This is a genomic window from Halomonas rhizosphaerae, assembly GCF_030010555.1.
In the GTDB taxonomy this organism is placed as follows: domain Bacteria; phylum Pseudomonadota; class Gammaproteobacteria; order Pseudomonadales; family Halomonadaceae; genus Halomonas; species Halomonas rhizosphaerae.
Window position 1 is genome coordinate 16565 of record NZ_JASCQP010000020.1, and the last position, 17994, is coordinate 34558.

Annotated in this window: 15 protein-coding genes; 6 read left to right on the forward strand and 9 right to left on the reverse strand. The window is 68.8% G+C overall.

Annotated elements, in window-relative coordinates; translation table 11 throughout:
• Positions 1 to 5: 5 nt before the first annotated feature.
• Entirely contained in the window at positions 6 to 1283 is a 1278-nt protein-coding gene (serS, locus tag QLQ83_RS06540; protein ID WP_282734713.1) for a serine--tRNA ligase, read from the reverse strand.
• Between the two features lie 222 nt (positions 1284 to 1505).
• Here serS and ydiJ point away from each other — a divergent pair, with 222 nt between their 5' ends.
• The 4 genes from ydiJ to QLQ83_RS06560 all read left to right on the forward strand — a co-directional run bounded on the left by ydiJ (position 1506) and on the right by QLQ83_RS06560 (position 9280).
• Positions 1506 to 4706 carry a D-2-hydroxyglutarate dehydrogenase YdiJ gene (gene ydiJ, locus QLQ83_RS06545; protein WP_282734714.1) on the forward strand — a complete coding sequence of 1067 codons (3201 nt, stop codon included), beginning with the start codon at positions 1506 to 1508 and terminating at the stop codon, positions 4704 to 4706.
• A gap of 106 nt (positions 4707 to 4812) precedes the next feature.
• Positions 4813 to 5874, forward strand: a complete 1062-nt coding sequence (locus tag QLQ83_RS06550; RefSeq protein ID WP_282734715.1) for an efflux RND transporter periplasmic adaptor subunit — start codon at positions 4813 to 4815, stop codon at positions 5872 to 5874.
• A 15-nt stretch (positions 5875 to 5889) separates the two neighbouring features.
• Entirely contained in the window at positions 5890 to 9051 is a 3162-nt protein-coding gene (locus QLQ83_RS06555; protein ID WP_282734716.1) for an efflux RND transporter permease subunit, read from the forward strand.
• 28 nt (positions 9052 to 9079) lie between these two features.
• The gene (locus QLQ83_RS06560; protein ID WP_282734717.1) at positions 9080 to 9280 is read left to right on the forward strand and encodes a DUF2905 domain-containing protein; all 201 of its coding nucleotides are present in this window, start codon (positions 9080 to 9082) and stop codon (positions 9278 to 9280) included.
• A 90-nt stretch (positions 9281 to 9370) separates the two neighbouring features.
• Here the strand turns inward: QLQ83_RS06560 and trpC are convergent, their stop codons facing one another.
• From trpC to QLQ83_RS06585, 5 genes are all read right to left on the reverse strand, one after another.
• On the reverse strand, positions 9371 to 10177 hold the full coding sequence (gene trpC / locus QLQ83_RS06565; RefSeq protein WP_282734718.1) for an indole-3-glycerol phosphate synthase TrpC: 807 nt from the start codon (positions 10175 to 10177) through the stop codon (positions 9371 to 9373).
• Between the two features lie 8 nt (positions 10178 to 10185).
• Positions 10186 to 11205: an anthranilate phosphoribosyltransferase gene (gene trpD / locus QLQ83_RS06570; RefSeq protein ID WP_282734719.1), complete on the reverse strand. Its 1020-nt coding sequence runs from the start codon at positions 11203 to 11205 to the stop codon at positions 10186 to 10188.
• Between the two features lie 30 nt (positions 11206 to 11235).
• A complete protein-coding gene (locus tag QLQ83_RS06575; protein WP_282734720.1) occupies positions 11236 to 11820 on the reverse strand; it encodes an anthranilate synthase component II in 585 nt (194 codons plus the stop codon).
• Positions 11821 to 11872: 52 nt separating this feature from the next.
• Positions 11873 to 13360, reverse strand: a complete 1488-nt coding sequence (gene trpE, locus QLQ83_RS06580; RefSeq protein WP_282734754.1) for an anthranilate synthase component I — start codon at positions 13358 to 13360, stop codon at positions 11873 to 11875.
• Positions 13361 to 13595: 235 nt separating this feature from the next.
• A complete protein-coding gene (locus QLQ83_RS06585) occupies positions 13596 to 14261 on the reverse strand; it encodes a phosphoglycolate phosphatase (protein WP_282734721.1) in 666 nt (221 codons plus the stop codon).
• Positions 14262 to 14368: 107 nt separating this feature from the next.
• On the opposite strand from QLQ83_RS06585, the gene QLQ83_RS06590 reads away from it, so the two are divergent.
• A complete protein-coding gene (locus tag QLQ83_RS06590) occupies positions 14369 to 15667 on the forward strand; it encodes an NAD(P)/FAD-dependent oxidoreductase (protein WP_282734722.1) in 1299 nt (432 codons plus the stop codon).
• A gap of 26 nt (positions 15668 to 15693) precedes the next feature.
• Here the strand turns inward: QLQ83_RS06590 and QLQ83_RS06595 are convergent, their stop codons facing one another.
• The 3 genes from QLQ83_RS06595 to QLQ83_RS06605 form a co-directional block, all read right to left on the reverse strand.
• The gene (locus QLQ83_RS06595) at positions 15694 to 15990 is read right to left on the reverse strand and encodes a GIY-YIG nuclease family protein (RefSeq protein ID WP_282734723.1); all 297 of its coding nucleotides are present in this window, start codon (positions 15988 to 15990) and stop codon (positions 15694 to 15696) included.
• Positions 15991 to 15998: 8 nt separating this feature from the next.
• A complete protein-coding gene (rpe, locus tag QLQ83_RS06600; RefSeq protein ID WP_282734724.1) occupies positions 15999 to 16697 on the reverse strand; it encodes a ribulose-phosphate 3-epimerase in 699 nt (232 codons plus the stop codon).
• Positions 16698 to 16851: 154 nt separating this feature from the next.
• Positions 16852 to 17277: a GNAT family N-acetyltransferase gene (locus QLQ83_RS06605; RefSeq protein WP_282734725.1), complete on the reverse strand. Its 426-nt coding sequence runs from the start codon at positions 17275 to 17277 to the stop codon at positions 16852 to 16854.
• A gap of 122 nt (positions 17278 to 17399) precedes the next feature.
• Here QLQ83_RS06605 and QLQ83_RS06610 point away from each other — a divergent pair, with 122 nt between their 5' ends.
• The gene (locus QLQ83_RS06610) at positions 17400 to 17990 is read left to right on the forward strand and encodes a YajG family lipoprotein (RefSeq protein ID WP_282734726.1); all 591 of its coding nucleotides are present in this window, start codon (positions 17400 to 17402) and stop codon (positions 17988 to 17990) included.
• The last annotated feature ends 4 nt before the right edge of the window (positions 17991 to 17994 follow it).

The following is a 17994-nucleotide window of genomic DNA, read 5'->3' on the forward strand; positions in this document are numbered from 1 at the left end:
GGGCGTCAAGCGTTAATGGTGTCGAGCCCGCCCATGTAGGGGCGCAGCGCCTCGGGGATGCCGATCGAGCCATCGGGGCGCTGGTGGTTTTCCATCACCGCCAGCAGGCAGCGCCCCACCGCCAGCCCGGAGCCGTTGAGGGTGTGCAGCAGCTGCGGCTTCTTCTGCTCGGGGTGGCGGAAGCGCGCCTGCATGCGCCGCGCCTGGAACGCCTCGCAGTTGGAGACCGAGGAGATCTCGCGGTAGGTGTCCTGACTCGGCAGCCACACCTCCAAGTCGTAGGTCTTGGCCGCCCCGAAGCCCATGTCGCCGGTGCAGAGCGTCACCACCCGATAGGGCAACTCCAGCGCCTGGAGGATCGCCTCGGCGTGGCCGCGCATCTCCTCCAGGGCCGCATAGCTGGTGGCCGGGTCGACCAGCTGCACCATCTCGACCTTGTCGAACTGGTGCTGGCGGATCATGCCGCGGGTGTCGCGTCCGTGGGAGCCCGCCTCGCTGCGAAAGCACGGGGTATGGGCGGTGAGCTTCATCGGCAGCGCCCGGTGGTCGAGGATCTCGTCACGGGCAAAGTTGGTCAACGGCACCTCGGCGGTAGGGATCAGGTGGTAGCCGCGCTCGTCGTCGAGGCGAAACAGGTCCTCGCCAAACTTGGGCAGCTGACCGGTGCCGTACAGCGACGCCTCGTTGACCATGTAGGGGACATAGCACTCCTCGTAGCCATGCTCGAGGGTCTGCTTGTCGAGCATGAACTGGGTCAGCGCCCGATGCAGCCGCGCGATGGGGCCGCGCATCACCGCGAAACGGGACCCGGTCAGCTTCGCCGCCAGCTCGAAGTCCAGGTGGCCCCTGAGCGCCCCCAGGTCGACGTGGTCGCGCACCGCGAAATCGAACGCGCGCGGCGTCCCCCAGCGGTGGAGCTCGACGTTGTCCTCCTCGCTCTCGCCCACCGGCACGCTCTCGTGGGGCAGGTTGGGCAAACCGCTGACCACGGCGTCCCACTCGGCCTGCACCTCGGCCAGGAGCACCTTGGCGGCGTCCAGGCGCTCGCCCAGGTCGGAGACCTCGTCGAGCAGCGGCTGGATGTCCTCGCCCTGGGACTTGGCCTTGCCGATCGCCTTGGAGCGGGTGTTGCGCTCGGCCTGCAGGGACTCGGTCTCGGCCTGCAGCTCGCGCCGACGGGACTCCAGCGCCTCGAGACGGTCGGTGTCGAGGACGAAGCCCCGCTTGGCGAGTCGTTGGGCGACAGCGTCGAGGTCGCTGCGCAGCAGTTTGGGGTCGAGCATGGCATCCAGTCCGTTGCAGTCGTGAAGTCGGGAGTCGCCAGGGCCGGGAGCGCCGGCAATGGCATCGGCAGACAGGGCAGCCATTGTAGGCAAAAGGCCACAGCGGCGCCACGCACCACCGCGTTCCGCCACCTGTCCCGGACGATCGCCCGGGGCAGGATGCGCGACACTGCCCTCTCGCGGTAAAGTAGCGCCACTCTCTCCTCCCCAGACAAGAGCGCCATGATCGCACGACTGGATACCGCCGACTCGCGCCGCATCGAGGGCCTCGACAACCGCTACCTGCGCTTCCTGGACGCCCTGCGCGACGCGGGCTTCGAGGGCGAGATCGCCCCGGACTATGCCGCCCGCACCGTGCTGGCCACCGACAACTCCATCTACCAGCGCCTGCCCCAGGCCGTGCTCTACCCCAGGCACGGCGCCGACCTCGAGCGCATCGCCCGGCTGGCCGGCCGTGACGAACACCGCCGGGTGGCGCTGACCCCGCGCGGCGGCGGCACCGGCACCAACGGTCAGTCGCTCACCGACGGCCTGGTGGTGGATGTCTCGCGGCACATGAACGCGATCCTCGAGATCGACGTGGAGCAGCGCCGGGTGCGGGTCCAGGCCGGCGTGGTCAAGGACCAGCTCAACGCGGCGCTCAAGCCCCATGGGCTCTTCTTCGCCCCGGACCTCTCCACCTCCAACCGCGCCACCATCGGCGGCATGATCTCCACCGACGCCAGCGGCCAGGGCAGCTGCGAGTACGGCAAGACCCGCGACCACGTGCTCGAACTCGAGACCCTGCTGCTGGGCGGCGAGCGGCTCATTAGCCGCCCGCTGGAGGACGCCGAGCTCGCCCGCCAGTGCGAGCGCCAGGACGTCACCGGGGCGGCCTACCGCACCGCGCGGGAGATCATCGATACCCAGGGCGAGCTGATCGAGGCCAAGTTCCCGCCGCTCAACCGCTGCCTGACCGGCTACGACCTGGCGCACCTGCGCGACGCCAAGGGTCGCCTCGACATCAACAGCCTGCTGTGCGGCGCCGAGGGGTCGCTGGGCCTGCTCGACGAGGCGGTGCTCAACGTGCTGCCGATCCCCAAGCACTCGACCCTGGTCAACGTGCGCTATGCCGGCTTCATGGACGCCCTGCGCGACGCTCGGGCCCTGATGGGCTCTTCACAAGACCAGCCGCAGGCGCTCGGCGCTTCAACAGCCCAGCCGCAGGCACAGCCCACCTCCATCGAGACGGTGGACGACAAGGTACTGATGCTGGCCATGGAGGACTTCGTCTGGGACAGCGTGGCGGAATTCTTTCCCTCGGGCGAGACGCCGGTGCGCGGCATCAACCTGATCGAATTCAATGACGACGCCCCCGACCGGCTGAAGGACCGGGTCGCGGCCTTCTGTCGCCACCTGGAGGCCGATACGAGCGTGCCCCGCCTCGGCTATACGCTGGCCGAGGGGCGCGAGCAGATCCAGCGGGTCTACGGGATGCGCAAGCGTGCCGTTGGCCTGCTGGGCAATGCCAAGGGCGAGAAGCGCCCGATCCCCTTCGTCGAGGACACCGCCGTCCCGCCGGAGCACCTGGCCGACTACATCGCCGAGTTCCGCGCCGCCCTGGACGCCCGGGGCCTCGAGTACGGCATGTTCGGCCACGTGGATGCCGGGGTGCTGCACGTGCGGCCGGCCATCGACATGAAGGACCCGGCCCAGGCCCGGCTGATCCGCGAGGTCTCCGACGAGGTGGCCGCACTGACGAAGAAGTACCACGGCCTGCTGTGGGGCGAACACGGCAAGGGCGTGCGCTCGGAGTATGCCCCCCGCTTCTTCGGCGAACTCTATCCCAGCCTGCAACGGGTCAAGGCGGCCTTCGATCCCCACAACCAGCTCAATCCCGGCAAGATCGCCTCGCCGCTCTCTATCCCGCCCGATGCCGCGGGTAAGGCCTCACAAACCAGCGCCTCTGATCAAGAGGTAACGGTCAAGTGGGTCGATCCCAACCTGCTGACCATCGACGGGGTCCCCACCCGCGGCCAGTTCGACCGCACCATAGACGAGCGGGTCTGGCAGGCCCACGCGGCCACCGTCTACTGCAACGGCAACGGCGCCTGCTACAACTACGACCCCGATGACGCCATGTGCCCCTCCTGGAAGGCCACCCGTGACCGCATCCACTCCCCCAAGGGACGCGCCAGCCTGATCCGCGAATGGCTGCGCCTCCAGGGCGAGGCCGGCACCGACCTGGTCGATGAGTCGAGGAAGAAGAAGGCCGAGGGCGCCTGGGGCTTCGTCAAGGATTTCCCGCTGCGGCTCAGGAACACCCTGGCCAGGCGGCGCGGCGAGAAAGACTTCTCCCACGAGGTGTACGACGCCATGGCGGGGTGTCTCGCCTGCAAGTCCTGCGCCGGCCAGTGCCCGGTGAAGGTCAATGTCCCGGATTCCCGCTCGCGCTTCCTCGAGGTCTACCACGGCCGCTACCTTCGCCCGCTGCGCGACTACCTGGTGGGTGGCATGGAGTTCCTGGTGCCGACGCTGGCCCGGATGGCGCCGCTCTACAACGCCGCCCTGGAGAATCGCCTGGTCGACCGGCTGCTGGCCGGCCCGCTCGGCCTGGTGGACAGCCCGAAGCTCTCCCGCGCCAGCCTGAGGAAGCAGCTCGCCGCCTGGGGCGTGGCGGAGGCCACGCCGACGTCGCTCGGCCTGCTCACCGAGGCGCAGAAGGCCCGCAGCGTGGTGCTGGTGCAGGACGCCTTCACCAGCCACTTCGAGGCCAGGCTGGTGATGGACATCGTCGAGCTGCTCTCGCGCCTGGACGTGCGGGTCTTCGTCGCGCCCTACTCGCCTAACGGCAAGCCGCTCGATGTCCAGGGCTTCCTGGGCGCCTTCGAACGCACCGCCGAGAAGCAGGCCAGACGCCTCAGGACCCTGGCGGCGTTCGGCGTGCCGCTGGTGGGGATCGACCCGGCCATGACCCTGACCTATCGCCAGGAGTACGTGAAGGCGCTGGGACCGGACGCCGTGCCCGAGGTGCTGATGCTGCAGGAGTGGCTGGTGACCCAGGCCGCGCGGCTGGCGCCCCCTGGCCTGAGCCTCGACGCCCCGGGCTACCGGCTGCTCTCCCACTGCACCGAGAAGACCAACGCCCCGGGCAGCCCCTGGGCGTGGCAGCAGGTATTCGTCGCCTTCGGCCTCAAGCTCGAGCTCGTCGCCACCGGCTGCTGCGGCATGTCGGGCACCTACGGCCACGAGGCGCGCAACCGCGAGACCTCGAAGACCATCTACGCCCAGTCATGGCAGCCGGTGGTGGAGAGTGAGGCCAACTCGGGCAAGCTGCTGGCTACCGGCTACTCCTGCCGCAGCCAGGTGAAGCGGTTCTCGGACCAGGGCCTGCCCCACCCGCTTCAGGGGTTGTTGCAGCAGCTGCGCATCGCTCGAGGTTGAGCGGCGAGTATCCCGGCCAATGGGACTCGCTGCCGTTCCTCGGGCAGAACCAGGCGCAGGATACCCCCTTGGCGGCAGGCTGGCGCCCGATACCACAAGGAGAACCGTGACCATCATCCGTTCCATGCGCTGCTTCCTCGGCCTGGGCCTGCTGCTCGGACTCCCCGCCCCGCTGCTGGCCCAGGATGCCCTCGTCACCACCGCCCGGGTCGAGGAGCGCGTCATCGTGGAGACGATCGACATCAACGGCAGCGTGACGGCCCCGCGCACCGCGCACCTTTCCAGCGATGTCGAGGGGCGCATCACCGCGTTGCCAGTCTCGCTCGGCGACGACGTGCAAACCGGCGACCGGCTGCTGAGCATCGATGCCGAGGAGATCGCGCTCCAGGCACAAAGCGCCGAAGCCGACGTCAGCGAAGCCCTGGCGGCAAGGGACAATGCCCGCCGGCGACTCCGGGAAGCCACCCGCCTGAGCGAAGGGCGCAACATTGCCAGCAACGAGCTGAGGCAGCGCGAGACCGATGTCGCCATTGCCGAGGCAACGCTCGAACGTCGCCGCGCCGAGCGTGACCGCCTCCAGGTAGGCCTCGAGCGCCACCACCTGCGGGCCCCGTTCGCCGGTAGGCTCACGCACCGCGATGTGGCCATCGGCGAGTGGGCGGCGTCCGGCACGCCGATCCTGACGCTGATCGACCTCGAACGGCTGACGCTCGACTTCGCCGTGCCCCTCGACCTGCATCACCGGCTCAGCGACGCCGAGATCGAAGTACGCCTGCCGGGGAGCGACGCCTGGCTAGCCGCCCGGCCCATCGCCGATGTCCCGCTCGAGGACGGTGCCTCGCGCCAGTTCCTGCTACGCGCCACCCTCGATGATCCCCCGCCCATGCTGCCGGGCATGGCCGTGCAGGGTCGGCTGATGCTCAGCGGCGAACGCCGCCCCGCCGTGCCACGCGACGCCCTGATCCGCCGCCCGGACGGCAGCGTCAGCCTCTGGCTGGCCCGCGAGGAGGACGGCGAATGGCACGCCGACGAGCGACGCGTCACCACCGGGGCCAGCCACGACGGCCAGGTCGCCATCCAGCAGGGCGTCAGGGCCGGTGATCGTGTCGTCCTGAGGGGCAACGAGCGCCTGGAAGAAGGGCAGCGCCTCACCCTGGACGACGAATGAAGGAGCCATGATTCCATGTTCGCGGCGATTATCCGTCATGGCGTTCTGGTCAGCGTCGTGGTGCTGATCCTGCTGGTGCTGGGCATTGCCGCCATCTGGCGGATTCCGGTGCAGATGATTCCCGACCTGGAGGTCCGCACCATCGGCGTCGAGACCCGCTGGCCCGGCGCCACACCCCAGGACATCGAGAAGGACATCCTCATCGAGCAGGAGGAATACCTGCGCAACGTTCCCAACCTGGTGCGGATGGAATCCACCGCCACCAGCGGCGCGGCGGAGATCGAGCTCGACTTTCCCTTCGGTATCGACCTCACCGAGACGCTGATTCGGGTCAACAACGCCCTGAGCCAGGTGCCCTCCTACCCGACCAACGTCGACCAGCCGCGCATCGTGGCCAACTCCTTCTCGGCCAACGCCTTCATGTATTTCAACGTGGCACCCCGCGAGGGCAACCCCCGCGACCTCGACACGGCGGCGCTGCGCGACTACCTGGAGGACAATGTCCGCCCGCGCATGGAGAGCGTGGCGGGCGTTTCCGAGGTAACCGTGTCGGGCGGCGCCGAACGGCAGATGCAGCTGCTCATCGACCCCGATGCCCTGGCCGACCACTCGCTGGGCATCGGCGACATTCGCGACGCCCTGCAGGCCCGCAACCAGGACGTCTCCGGCGGCGACCTGGAGAGCGGCAAGCGGCGCTACCTGCTGCGTACGGTGGGACGCTTCCAGGACATCGCCGAGCTCGAGTCGCTGATCCTCACGCGCCGCGGGGATACCGTGATCCGGCTCGGAGATGTCGCCGAGGCACGCCTCTCCCACGCCGAACTGAGCGAGCGCTCCTTCGATTCCCGGGGCGACCCGGTGCTCAGCGTCCAGGTGCGTCGCCAGCCCGGCTCCAACGTCATCGACATCAAGCGCGGCATGCTGGCAGAGGTCGAGTCCCTCAATGACGGCCTGCTCGCCGAGCAGGGCCTGCACTTGGCGCTCTCCAGCGACGACGTGCGCTATGTCGAGGCCTCGATCGCCAATGTCTGGACCAATCTCGGTCTGGGGGCACTGTTCGCCACCCTGGTGATGTTCGCCTTCCTGCGCTCGCCGCGCGCCACCCTTGCCGGCGTGATCGGCATCCCCATCTGCACCATCGCCGCCTTCCTGGGGCTGCTGCTGGCCGGCCGCAGCCTCAACGTGATCTCGCTGGCCGGGGTCGCCTTCGCCATCGGCATGACCATCGACAACACCATCGTGGTGCTGGAGAGCATCGAGACCCAGCGCCGCAACGGCCGCCAGCGCTTCGAGGCCGCCCTGGTGGGCGTGCAGCAGGTCTGGCCGGCGGTGCTCGCCTCCACCCTGACCACCGTGCTGGTGTTCGTGCCGATCTTCTTCATCGAGGAGGAGGCCGGCCAGCTCTACTCCGACATCGCCGTGGCCATCGCCACCTCGATCCTCGCCTCGCTGGTCGTGGCGATTACCGTGATACCGACCCTCGGCGCCCACCTCGATTTCCATGGACGCGGCTCGTCCGCCGGCCACCAGGCGCCACGCTGGATGCGCGGCTGCCTGCGCCTGGTCGATGCGCTGATCGCCTCCACGGCGCGGCGCTGGGCGGCCATGGCCATGGCACTCGCGGGCGGCCTGGCGATCTTCGCATGGCTGACGCCGCCGGCCGCCTACCTGCCGGAAGGGGAAGAGGCCAAGACCTTCGCCAGCATGAATGCCCCGGCCAGCTACAACCTCTCGACCATGGCGGCCATTGCCGAGGAGGTCCAGGCCGAGCTGCTGCCCCACGTAGGTGCCGACCCGAGCGACTTCGACGAAGGCAGAAGCGAGATTCCCGCCATACGCACCATAGGCACCCAGGTCGGACCGCAAAGCCTGCGCATCATCGCCGAGACCCGCGACCCGGCGCATATCGAAGCGCTGATGGACGCCCTGACCCAGCGCTTCGAGGCCTATCCCGACATGCGCGCCTTCGCCTCGCGCGGCTCGATCATCTCCAGCAATGACGGCGGCACGCGCAGCATCACGCTGGACATCGCCGGCAACGACCTCGCCGAACTCTACGCGGCGGCCAACCGGCTGTATGCCCGCACCGAGCAGGTCTTTGCCAGTCCGCGCATCCAGTCGCGTCCCTCGGCGCTGGACCTGGGGCAGCCCCTGATCGAGGTCTATCCCGACTGGGACCGTGCCGCCGAGGTGGGGCTGGACGCCGACGACCTGGGCACCACCGTGGCCGCCCTGAGCAACGGCACCTACCTGGACGACGTCTACTTCGAGGGCGAGAAGATCGACCTCTACGGCTATGGCAACGGTGTGGACGCCGCCGCTCTGGACGACCTCGTCGACCTGCCGGTCCACACGCCCCTCGGCGTCACCCTGCCGCTCAGCAGCCTGGCGAAGATACGCGAGACCGTCGCCACCGCCACCCTGCGCCGCGTGGATGGCCGCCGCAGTGTGACCCTCGACATCATCCCGCCGCGCGACGTGCCCCTGGAGGCCGGGATCGAGCGGGTGAACCGCGAGGTGATCGAGCACCTGCGCGAGTCGGGGGCGCTGCCGGGGCATATCGATGTCACCCTCACCGGCGCCGGTGACCAGCTGGATGCCACCCGCGCCTCGCTGATGGACAACGGCCTGATCGCCCTGGTCCTCGTCTACCTGCTGCTGGTGGCGATTTTCGCCCACTGGGGCTATCCGCTGCTGATCCTGGCCACCATCCCGCTGGGTGCGGCCGGCGGCATCGTCGGCCTGGCATTGATGAACCTGGTGGGTGGCTGGCTGCCCCGGCTGGGGCTCGCCGAGATCCGCCAGCCCTTCGACATGATCACCATGCTGGGCTTTCTGATCCTGATGGGCACGGTGGTCAACAACCCCATCCTGGTCGTGCACCAGGCCCGCGTGAATCTGCGCGAGGCCACCGCGGACGTGCGCCAGGCGGTGCACGACGCCGTGGCCAGCCGCCTGCGCCCCATCGCCATGACCACCCTGACCACGATCGGCGGGCTCTCGCCCCTGGTCTTCCTGCCCGGCGAAGGGACCGAGCTCTACCGAGGGGTGGGTGCCATCGTGCTGTTCGGCCTGCTCGGCACCGCCTTCGTGACGCTGACCTTCCTGCCGGCGCTGACCGTCACCCTGCTGTCGCGAACCGGTCACCGCCGACACGGTCCCTTGAACCAGGCATAGGCGTGTCGGCCCGAGGAGGCGCTGCCCCATGAACCGCACCCTGATCCTGATCGGCCTCATCGTCATCGCCGCGGGTCTGCTCTGGCCCTGGCTCTCCAAGCTGCCCCTGGGCCAGCTCCCCGGCGATATCGTCATCCGCCGCGAGAATGTCTCGTTCTACTTCCCGATCACCACCATGATCCTGGCGAGCCTGGTGGTCTCGGCCATCCTCTGGGTCTTCCAGCGCTGAGTTGAACTCGGCATGTGAGCCACTCCCGATGCCCGAAACCACAGCGGGCAGCCCGAAGGCTGCCCGCTGTCGCTTGCGCAGGACAGGCGATCAGAAGAACAGCCGCCGCAGGGCCTGACCGGGGTCGGCCTCACGCATGAAGGCCTCGCCCACCAGGAAGGCGTTGACGTCATGCTCGCGCATGCGCAGCACGTCGTCGCGGGTATGGATGCCGGACTCGGTGACCACGCTGACGCCGGCCGGAATCCGCGGCAGCAGCTCCAGGGTGGTCTCGAGCCGGGTGTCGAAGGTGTGCAGGTCGCGGTTATTGATCCCGACCAGCGCGAGGTCGAGCTTGAGTGCCCGGTCGAGTTCCAGGGCGTCGTGCACCTCCACCAGCACGTCCATGCCCAGTGCCATGGCCTGGCGATGCAGGTCCGCCATCCGGGCATCGTCGAGGGCGGCGACGATCAACAGGATGCAGTCGGCGCCGAGGGCGCGTGCCTCGCTGACCTGGTAGCCGTGGGTGATGAAGTCCTTGCGGATCACCGGCAGCGTACAGGCCTCGCGTGCCTCGATCAGGTAGTCCTCATGGCCCTGGAAGAAATCGGCATCGGTGAGCACCGAGAGGCAGGCCGCACCGCCCTGGGCGTAGCTCGCGGCGATCTCGCCGGGGCGAAAGTCCTCGCGGATCACCCCCTTGGAGGGCGAGGCCTTCTTGATCTCGGCGATCACCGCCGGATCGCCGGCCTGGATGGCGCGGTCGAGGGCGGCGACGAAGCCCCGCGGGGCGGCCTGCTCGGCGGCGAGGCGCAGCAGATCCTGCTCGGAGACGACACGGCGCCTTTCGGCGACCTCCTCCTCCTTGCGGGCCAGGATGCGCTCAAGGATGGTGGGCAGGGGACGGGGTTCGGTCATGTCGGGCCTCACTGGGTAAACACGCGGGTGAAGTTGGCGAGCTCCCGGAGCTTCTCGAGCGGCAGCTTGGAGGCCTGGGCGTCCTGTGCCATGGCCACACCCTCCGCGAGGCTGTCGGCCACCCCCGAGGCATAGAGGGCGGCGCCGGCGTTGAGCGCGACGATGTCCGCCGCCGGCCCCTCGCCCACCAGGGCCTGCTCGACCAGTCGCAGGCTGTCCTCGGCGGTCTTCACTCGCAGCGGGTCCAGGGACTGGCGGGCGATGCCGAAGTCCTCGGGGGCGATGGTGTACTCGCGGATCTCGCCCGCCTTCAGCTCGGCGACCAGCGTCGGCTGCGCCAGCGAGATCTCGTCGAGGCCGTCCTCGGCATGCACCACCAGCACGTGCTCGCTGCCCAGGCGCCGCAGCACCTCGGCCATCAGCGGCACCAGCTCGGGGGCGTAGACCCCCAGTACCTGGTTGGGGGCGCCGGCGGGGTTGGTCAGCGGCCCCAGGATGTTGAACAGGGTGCGCACCCCCATCTCGCGACGCGGGCCCACGGCATAGCGCATCGCCGGGTGGTGGTTGGGCGCGAACATGAAGCCTACCCCCACCTGCTCGATGCAGCGGCCCACCTGCTCGGCATCCAGGTTCAGGTTGATGCCGGCCACGGCGAAGAGGTCGGCACTGCCCGACGAGGAGGAGACCCCGCGGTTGCCGTGCTTGGCGACATGGGCCCCGCCCGCGGCGACCACGAAGCTTGCCGCGGTGGAGACGTTGAAGAGGTTGGCGCCATCGCCCCCGGTGCCCACGATGTCGACCACGTTGTCGGCCTGCAGCCGGACCGGGTTCATCAGTTCGCGCATCACCTGGGCCGCGGCACTGATCTCCTCGGCGGTCTCGCCCTTCATGGCCATGCCCACCAGGAAGGCGGCGATCTGGGGATCGCTGGCCTCGCCGGTCATGATCTGGCGCATCACCTCGTGGGTCTCGGCGAAGTTCAGGTTCTCGCGGCGCATCACCGCACCGATGGCCTCTCGCATCTGCATGACGTTGCTCTCCTCTGGCATGGGCACGGCTCAGCGACGTTTCAGGAAGTTGGCCAGCAGCTCATGGCCCTGGCGGGTCAGGATCGACTCGGGGTGGAACTGCACCCCTTCGACATCCAGCTCACGGTGGCGCAGCCCCATGATCAGCCCCGGGGTGACATCGTCATCGTCGCACCAGGCGGTGACCTCGAGGCAGTCAGGCAGGCCCTCGCGCTCCACCACCAGCGAATGGTAGCGCGTCACCTCCAAGGGGTCCTCGAGGCCCTCGAAGACCCCCTGGCCGAGGTGGCGGATCCGCGAGGTCTTGCCATGCATCACCTGGGGCGCGCGGACCACCTTGCCGCCATAGACCTGGCCGATGGCCTGGTGACCCAGGCAGATGCCCAGCACGGGGATCCGCCCGGCGAAGCGGCGAATGGCCGCCATGGAGATGCCGGCCTCGTCGGGCGTGCAGGGCCCCGGCGAGATCACCAGGTGGCTCGGGGCCAGGGCATCGATCTCCTCCAGGGTAATGGCGTCGTTGCGGAGGGTCACCACCTCGGCGCCCAGCTCCCCCAGGTACTGCACCACGTTGAAGGTGAAGCTGTCATAGTTGTCGATCATCAGCACGGACATGGCAGGCTCTCCGGCACTCGCCCGGCCAGCGCCGGACAACAGGAATCAGGGGTCACTCGAGGTTATCCAGGCCACGCTCGGCCATGGCCACGGCACGGAACAGGGCGCGGCCCTTGTTGAGCGTCTCCTGCCACTCCATCTCGGGCACCGAGTCGGCGACGATGCCCGCGCCGGCCTGGACGTGCAGTTGGCCATCCTTGATCACCGCCGTGCGAATGGCGATGGCGGTGTCCATGTTGCCGTGCCAGGAGAGGTAGCCCACCGCGCCGGAGTAAACGCCGCGCTTGACCGGCTCGACCTCGTCGATGATCTCGAGTGCCCGGATCTTGGGCGCGCCGGACACCGTGCCCGCCGGGAAGGTGGCGCGCAGCACGTCCATGGCGGAAAGCCCCGGCTTCAAGCGCCCGACGACATTGGAGACGATGTGCATCACGTGGGAGTAGCGCTCGACCACCATCCGGTCGGTCACCCTCACCGAGCCGGTCTCGCTGATGCGTCCCACGTCGTTGCGCCCCAGATCGATCAGCATCAGGTGCTCGGCGAGCTCCTTGGGATCGGCCAGCAGGTCGGCCTCCAGGGCGCGGTCCTCCTCCTCGCTGTGGCCGCGCTTGCGTGTGCCGGCGATGGGCCGTACCGTGACCTCGCCCTCCTCCAGCCGCGTGAGGATCTCCGGCGAGGAGCCCGCCACCTGATGATCGCCCAGGTTCAGGTAGAACATGTAGGGCGAGGGATTGAGGCTGCGCAGGGCCCGGTAGAGGTCCAGCGGCGGCGCCTGGTAGGGGATCGACATGCGCTGGGACGGGACGCACTGCATGACATCGCCGGCCAGCACGTACTCCTTGATGGTCTCCACGGCCGCCTTGAATCCCTCCTCGGTGAAGCCCGAGGTGAAGTGCCCCTCCTCCACCGCGGCGCGCCCGGTGCCGGGGCTGATGGTGTTGAGGGTGGCGCTGCGCAGGCGGACCTCCAGGCGTTCCAGCCGGTCCAGGGCGCGGGCGTAGGCCTCCGGCTCGGCGGGGTCGGCATGCGTCCAGAGCGCCAGGCGGCCGGAGAGGTTGTCGAACACCACCAGGTCGTTGCAGACCATCAGCAGGATGTCCGGCACACCGATCGGGTCGGGCTTCTCGACGCCTCGCAGGCGCGGCTCGATATAGCGGATGGTGTCGTAGCCGAAGTACCCCACCAGGCCACCGTCGAAGCGCGGCTGGTCATCGAGACGCGGCACCTTGAAGCGGGCCTGGAACTGCTCGATCCAGGCCAGCGGATCCTCCACCTCGCCGGCGCCCTGGAGCTGTTCATCGACGATATGGCTGACGGTGAAGCCACGAACCTCGAGGCGCTCTCGGCAGGGCAGCCCGATGATCGAGTAGCGCCCCCACTTCTCGCCGCCCTGCACGGACTCCAGCAGGAAGGTCCAGGGCGCGTCGGCCAGCTTGAGATAGGTGGAAAGCGGCGTGTCGAGGTCGGCCAGCACCTCGCGGGTGACCGGAATGCGGTTGTAGCCGGCGTCGGCCAGCTCGTGGAAGCGTTCGGGAGTCATCATGCCCGGGTCCTCGATGTGACGGGTTGGCGATGGCGGGCGCAGGGACGCCGCGGGTCAGGCTCGCGAGGCGAGCGTCACCATCGCCAGCCGCCGCGGGCAGGCGAACGGGGCAGGCGTCGGACGGCGGTCGAGAGAGGGTCCGGCTTCGTGCGGCTGATCATCGAGGGGTTTCCGCGTCTTATAGCAATAACATATTGATTGGGCCGCGCTTATAGCATTAGCCGGACTCACGTTAAACGAGTTCCGCCAGCGATTCAACCACGCCATCCGGGGCGCTATCGCGCACCGGCTCGCCGTGATTGTAGCCGTAGGGCACGGCCAGCGTGCGGAAACCCGCGGCGCGTCCGGCCTCGATGTCATGGCGCGAGTCACCGACCATCAGGCAGGCCGAGGGCGAGACGTCGAAGTGGGCCGCCACATGCAGCAGCGGGGCCGGGTCGGGCTTCTTCTGCGCCAGGCTGTCGCCCCCCAGACAGAGGCCGAAGTGCGCCTGCAGGCCGAAGGCCTCGAGGATCGGCGCGATGAAGGCGCTGGGCTTGTTGGTCACCAGCGCCAGGGGCAGTCCCCGGTCGTGCAGGGCGTCCAGCGCCTGCCGCACCCCGGGATAGAGCCGGGTGCGAGCGCTGGGGTCGCGACCGTAGTGGTGGAGGAAGCCCTGGTGGGCCCGGGCCAGCAGCCCCGCGTCGGGGTCCCGGCCCAGGGCGTCCCGCAGGGCGCGCTCCATCAGCCTGAGCGAGCCATTGCCCACCCAGTCGCGGACCCGGGGCTCGCCGGGGGGCGCCAGGTCGAGATCCGCGAGGGCGGCGTCCACCGCCGCGGCCAAGTCGGGCACGGAGTCGACGAGGGTCCCGTCCAGGTCGAAGGTCACCAGACGGATGTCGTTCAGTATGGGGTGCATGATGCCTCTCGCGATGCGGTCGGGCGAACATTATGCCGGACAGGTCATGGGCAGGAAATCGGGCAAGGGCTTATGCTGGAGACCCGTCCCTTATCTGGAGTCGCTGCATGAGTGTGCCAAGAATCGTCGTGGTCGGGGGTGGTGCCGGCGGCCTCGAACTGGTCACGCGCCTAGGCCGCAAGCTCGGCAGGCGCGGGCGAGCCGAGATCGTGCTGGTCGACCGCAATGCGACGCACATCTGGAAGCCGCTGCTGCATGAGGTCGCTACCGGGGCGCTGGATTCGGGGCTCGACGAGATCTCCTATCAGGGGCACTCCGCCGTCCATGGCTACCGCTTCCAGCGCGGCACCCTGTGTGATGTCGACCGCGAGGCTCGCACCCTGAACCTGGCCCCCATCCTCGACGAGGACGGCAGCGAAGTGCTGCCCTCCCGCATGCTCGAGTACGACCTCCTGGTGCTGGCGCTGGGCAGCGTCAGTCATGACTTCGACACGCCGGGCGTCGGCGAGCATTGCCACTTCCTCGACAGCCCGCAGCAGGCCGAGGCCTTCCGCCGGGACATGCTCAATACCTTCCTGCGCTACAACAATCCGCGCCGGGACAAGCATGCCCGCATGGTCGTCGGCATCGTCGGCGCCGGCGCCACCGGGGTGGAACTGGCGGCGGAACTCCACGAAGCCTCGCGCATGCTGCAAAGCTACGGCGTCACGGACCTGGACAGTGACCACCTCGAGGTTCACCTGCTCGAGGCCGCCCCCCGCATCCTGCCGGCCCTGCCCGAGCGCATCAGCCAGGCGGTCCACCAGGAACTGGCGGGCCTCGGCGTGCACCTCCATCCCGCCACCCGCGTGACCCGGGTGGAGGCCGACGCGATCCATACCGCCGATGGCAAGCGCATCGACACGGATCTCGCCGTCTGGGCGGCGGGCATCAAGGCCCCGCCCTTCCTCTCAGAGCTGGGACTGCCGACGGAGTCCAATCACCGACTCAAGGTTCACGCGACCCTGCAGAGCACGGAGGACCCCCTTGTCTTCGCCATGGGAGACTGTGCCAGCTGCCCCCAGCGCGATGGCAGCACGGTGCCCCCGCGCGCCCAGGCCGCCCACCAGCAGGTCGCGACGCTCTCTCGCAACCTGCGGGCGCAATTGGACGGCAGGCCGCTCAAGCCCTTTGTCTACCGGGACCGGGGGTCGCTGATCTCGCTGGCGCACTTCGAAGCCGTCGGCAGCCTGATGCGCGGGGCCTCGGCAAGGAGCCTGTTCATCGAGGGCCACCTGGCGAAGTTCTTCTATGCCTCGCTCTATCGCATGCACCAGCGTGCCATCCACGGCACGCTCAAGACGGGCCTCATCGTGGTGGTGGATGGCATCAACCGCTTCCTCAAGCCACGCATGAAGCTACACTGACCCAGCCCCTTCATCCGGACTGACCGTCAGGCCATCGGGACCTCTCCCGGCTCCACCTGCCGCTGTGCCAGCCAGGTGCGCTTGGCCCGCGCGGTCAGGCGCTTCAGGCGTGCCTCCAGGCGCAATGCCTCACCGCGGCTGCCGACGGGTTCCTGGTGACGAAGCACCAGCGGTCCCTTGCCGCGCAGCGCCTTGGCCCCCCGGCCGGCACGGTGTTCGGCCAGGCGCCGGGCCACGTCCGTGGTGATCCCGGTGTACAGCGCACCGCCGGCCGTCTCCACCAGGTAGAGATGCCACAGGGGAGCAGGAACCGCCTCCTTCACGGGGCGCCCTATGCCCTGGCCAGCTGGTCGCGGAATTCGCGGATGACGCTGTCGTAGCGGTGCGGGTCGGCCTCGTTGCGCGCCTTGAACACCGCCGAGCCGGCCACGAAGGTATCGGCACCGGCCCGGGCGATCTCGGCGATGTTGTCGACCTTCACCCCGCCATCGATCTCCAGGCGGATCGGGCGACCCGAGGCATCGATGCGGCGGCGCGCCTCGCGCAGCTTGTCCAGGGTCCCGGGGATGAACGACTGGCCCCCGAAGCCGGGATTGACGCTCATCAGCAGGATCATGTCGATCTTGTCCATCACGTGGTCGAGATGGGAGAGCGGCGTGGCCGGGTTGAACACCAGGCCGGCCTGGCAGCCACCGTCACGGATCAGCTGCAGCGAGCGGTCGATGTGATCCGAGGCCTCCGGGTGGAAGGTGATGTAGCTGGCCCCGGCATCGATGAAGTCGCCGATCAGCCGATCCACCGGCTTGACCATCAGGTGGGCGTCGATGGGTGCGCTCACCCCGTGCTTGCGCAGGGCCTCGCAGACCATCGGCCCGATCGTGAGGTTCGGTACATAGTGGTTGTCCATCACGTCGAAGTGGACGATGTCGGCGCCAGAGGCCAGGACATCATCCACTTCCGCGCCCAGCCGGGCGAAATCGGCGGAGAGGATGGAAGGAGCGATGAGGAAGTCGCGGGTCGTGTCGGTCATGGAGTCGTCCGTCATGGGGGTGTGCAGGCGATCGCGCGATCCCGGGCATTCTACCAGAGGCCCGCGAGGGTCAGGACCTCGCCCGGCGCCTCATGCGGGCTCCCGCCCTGCACCGCCGACGGTGCCGCGTCTCCGAGCATGGCGCCCCGTGCCGTCAGCGTGACCAGGCCATGAGCGACTCCTGCTCCCCGGTCTCCGGGTCCTCACGCTCATCGACGATGCTGAACCCCAGCCGCCGGTAGAAGGAGACGGCCCTCACGTTGCGCGAATAGACCCACAGGGTGATGCATTGGTGACCCTCCATGGCGTGGGCCATCAGGCCGGAACCATGGCCGAAGCTCTGCACCTCGGGGTCCACGAACAGCGCCTCGAGATGATCACCGTGCATGGCGCAGAAGCCGATCACGCGTCGGCCGGCCTCCAGCACCTGCACCTCGCAGGCGGGAAGGCGGCGAAGCGCCATGTCATCGGCACGTGCCTTCCAGCAGGCCTCGGAGATGAAGGGGTGAGCCTGCTGGGAGGCGCGCAGCCAGATGTCGACAAGCTGCGGGAACTCCTCCCGGGTGGCGGGTCGGATCATGTCGCGGCTCCTGTGGCTATCCCTGCAGTGTAACCCCTCGCACGGGACGGGTCGCCCCACCGGTTTCGGCCACCAGAGCCGGGGGATATACTCGGAGCCCTGCGATCATCGGGAGACTTTCCATGCAGCGTCGTCACTTCCTGGGTGCCTGTGCCCTGCTCCTCGCCACCGGCTGGCTGGCCGGCTGTGCCAGCCCTCACTATCTGCAGCTCGACCCCAGGCGTACGGCCCAGGTGCCGCAGAGCGGCAGCGGTCAGGAGGTCACCGTGACGGCCGTGGATGGTCGTGACAGCGAGGTGATCGGCACCCGGACCGGCAGTGCCATGTCCACCGCCGTGATCACCGTGAACGCCCACGAACTGGTGCCGCGGCTGCAGGCGGAGGCGGAACGCGCGGTGCGGGAAATGGGCTTCACCCCGACCAACGAGCGCGCCGAGGGACGACCCAGCCTGACGCTGACCCTGGACCACCTGGGCTACGAGCGTGGCGAGAGCCGTCCGGTCATCGACGAGGCACGGCTCGAGGCAGTGCTGGTCGCCGAGGCGATCAACGGCGACAACACCTATACCGGCACCTATACCTCACGCCGCACCCAGAGCTATGCGGTGCGCCCCGACAAGGAGGCCAACACCCGCATGGTCAACGAGTTGCTCTCCGACAGCCTCGACCGTGCCTTCCGCGACCCCGAGCTGGGACGCCTGCTGGCACGCTGAACGC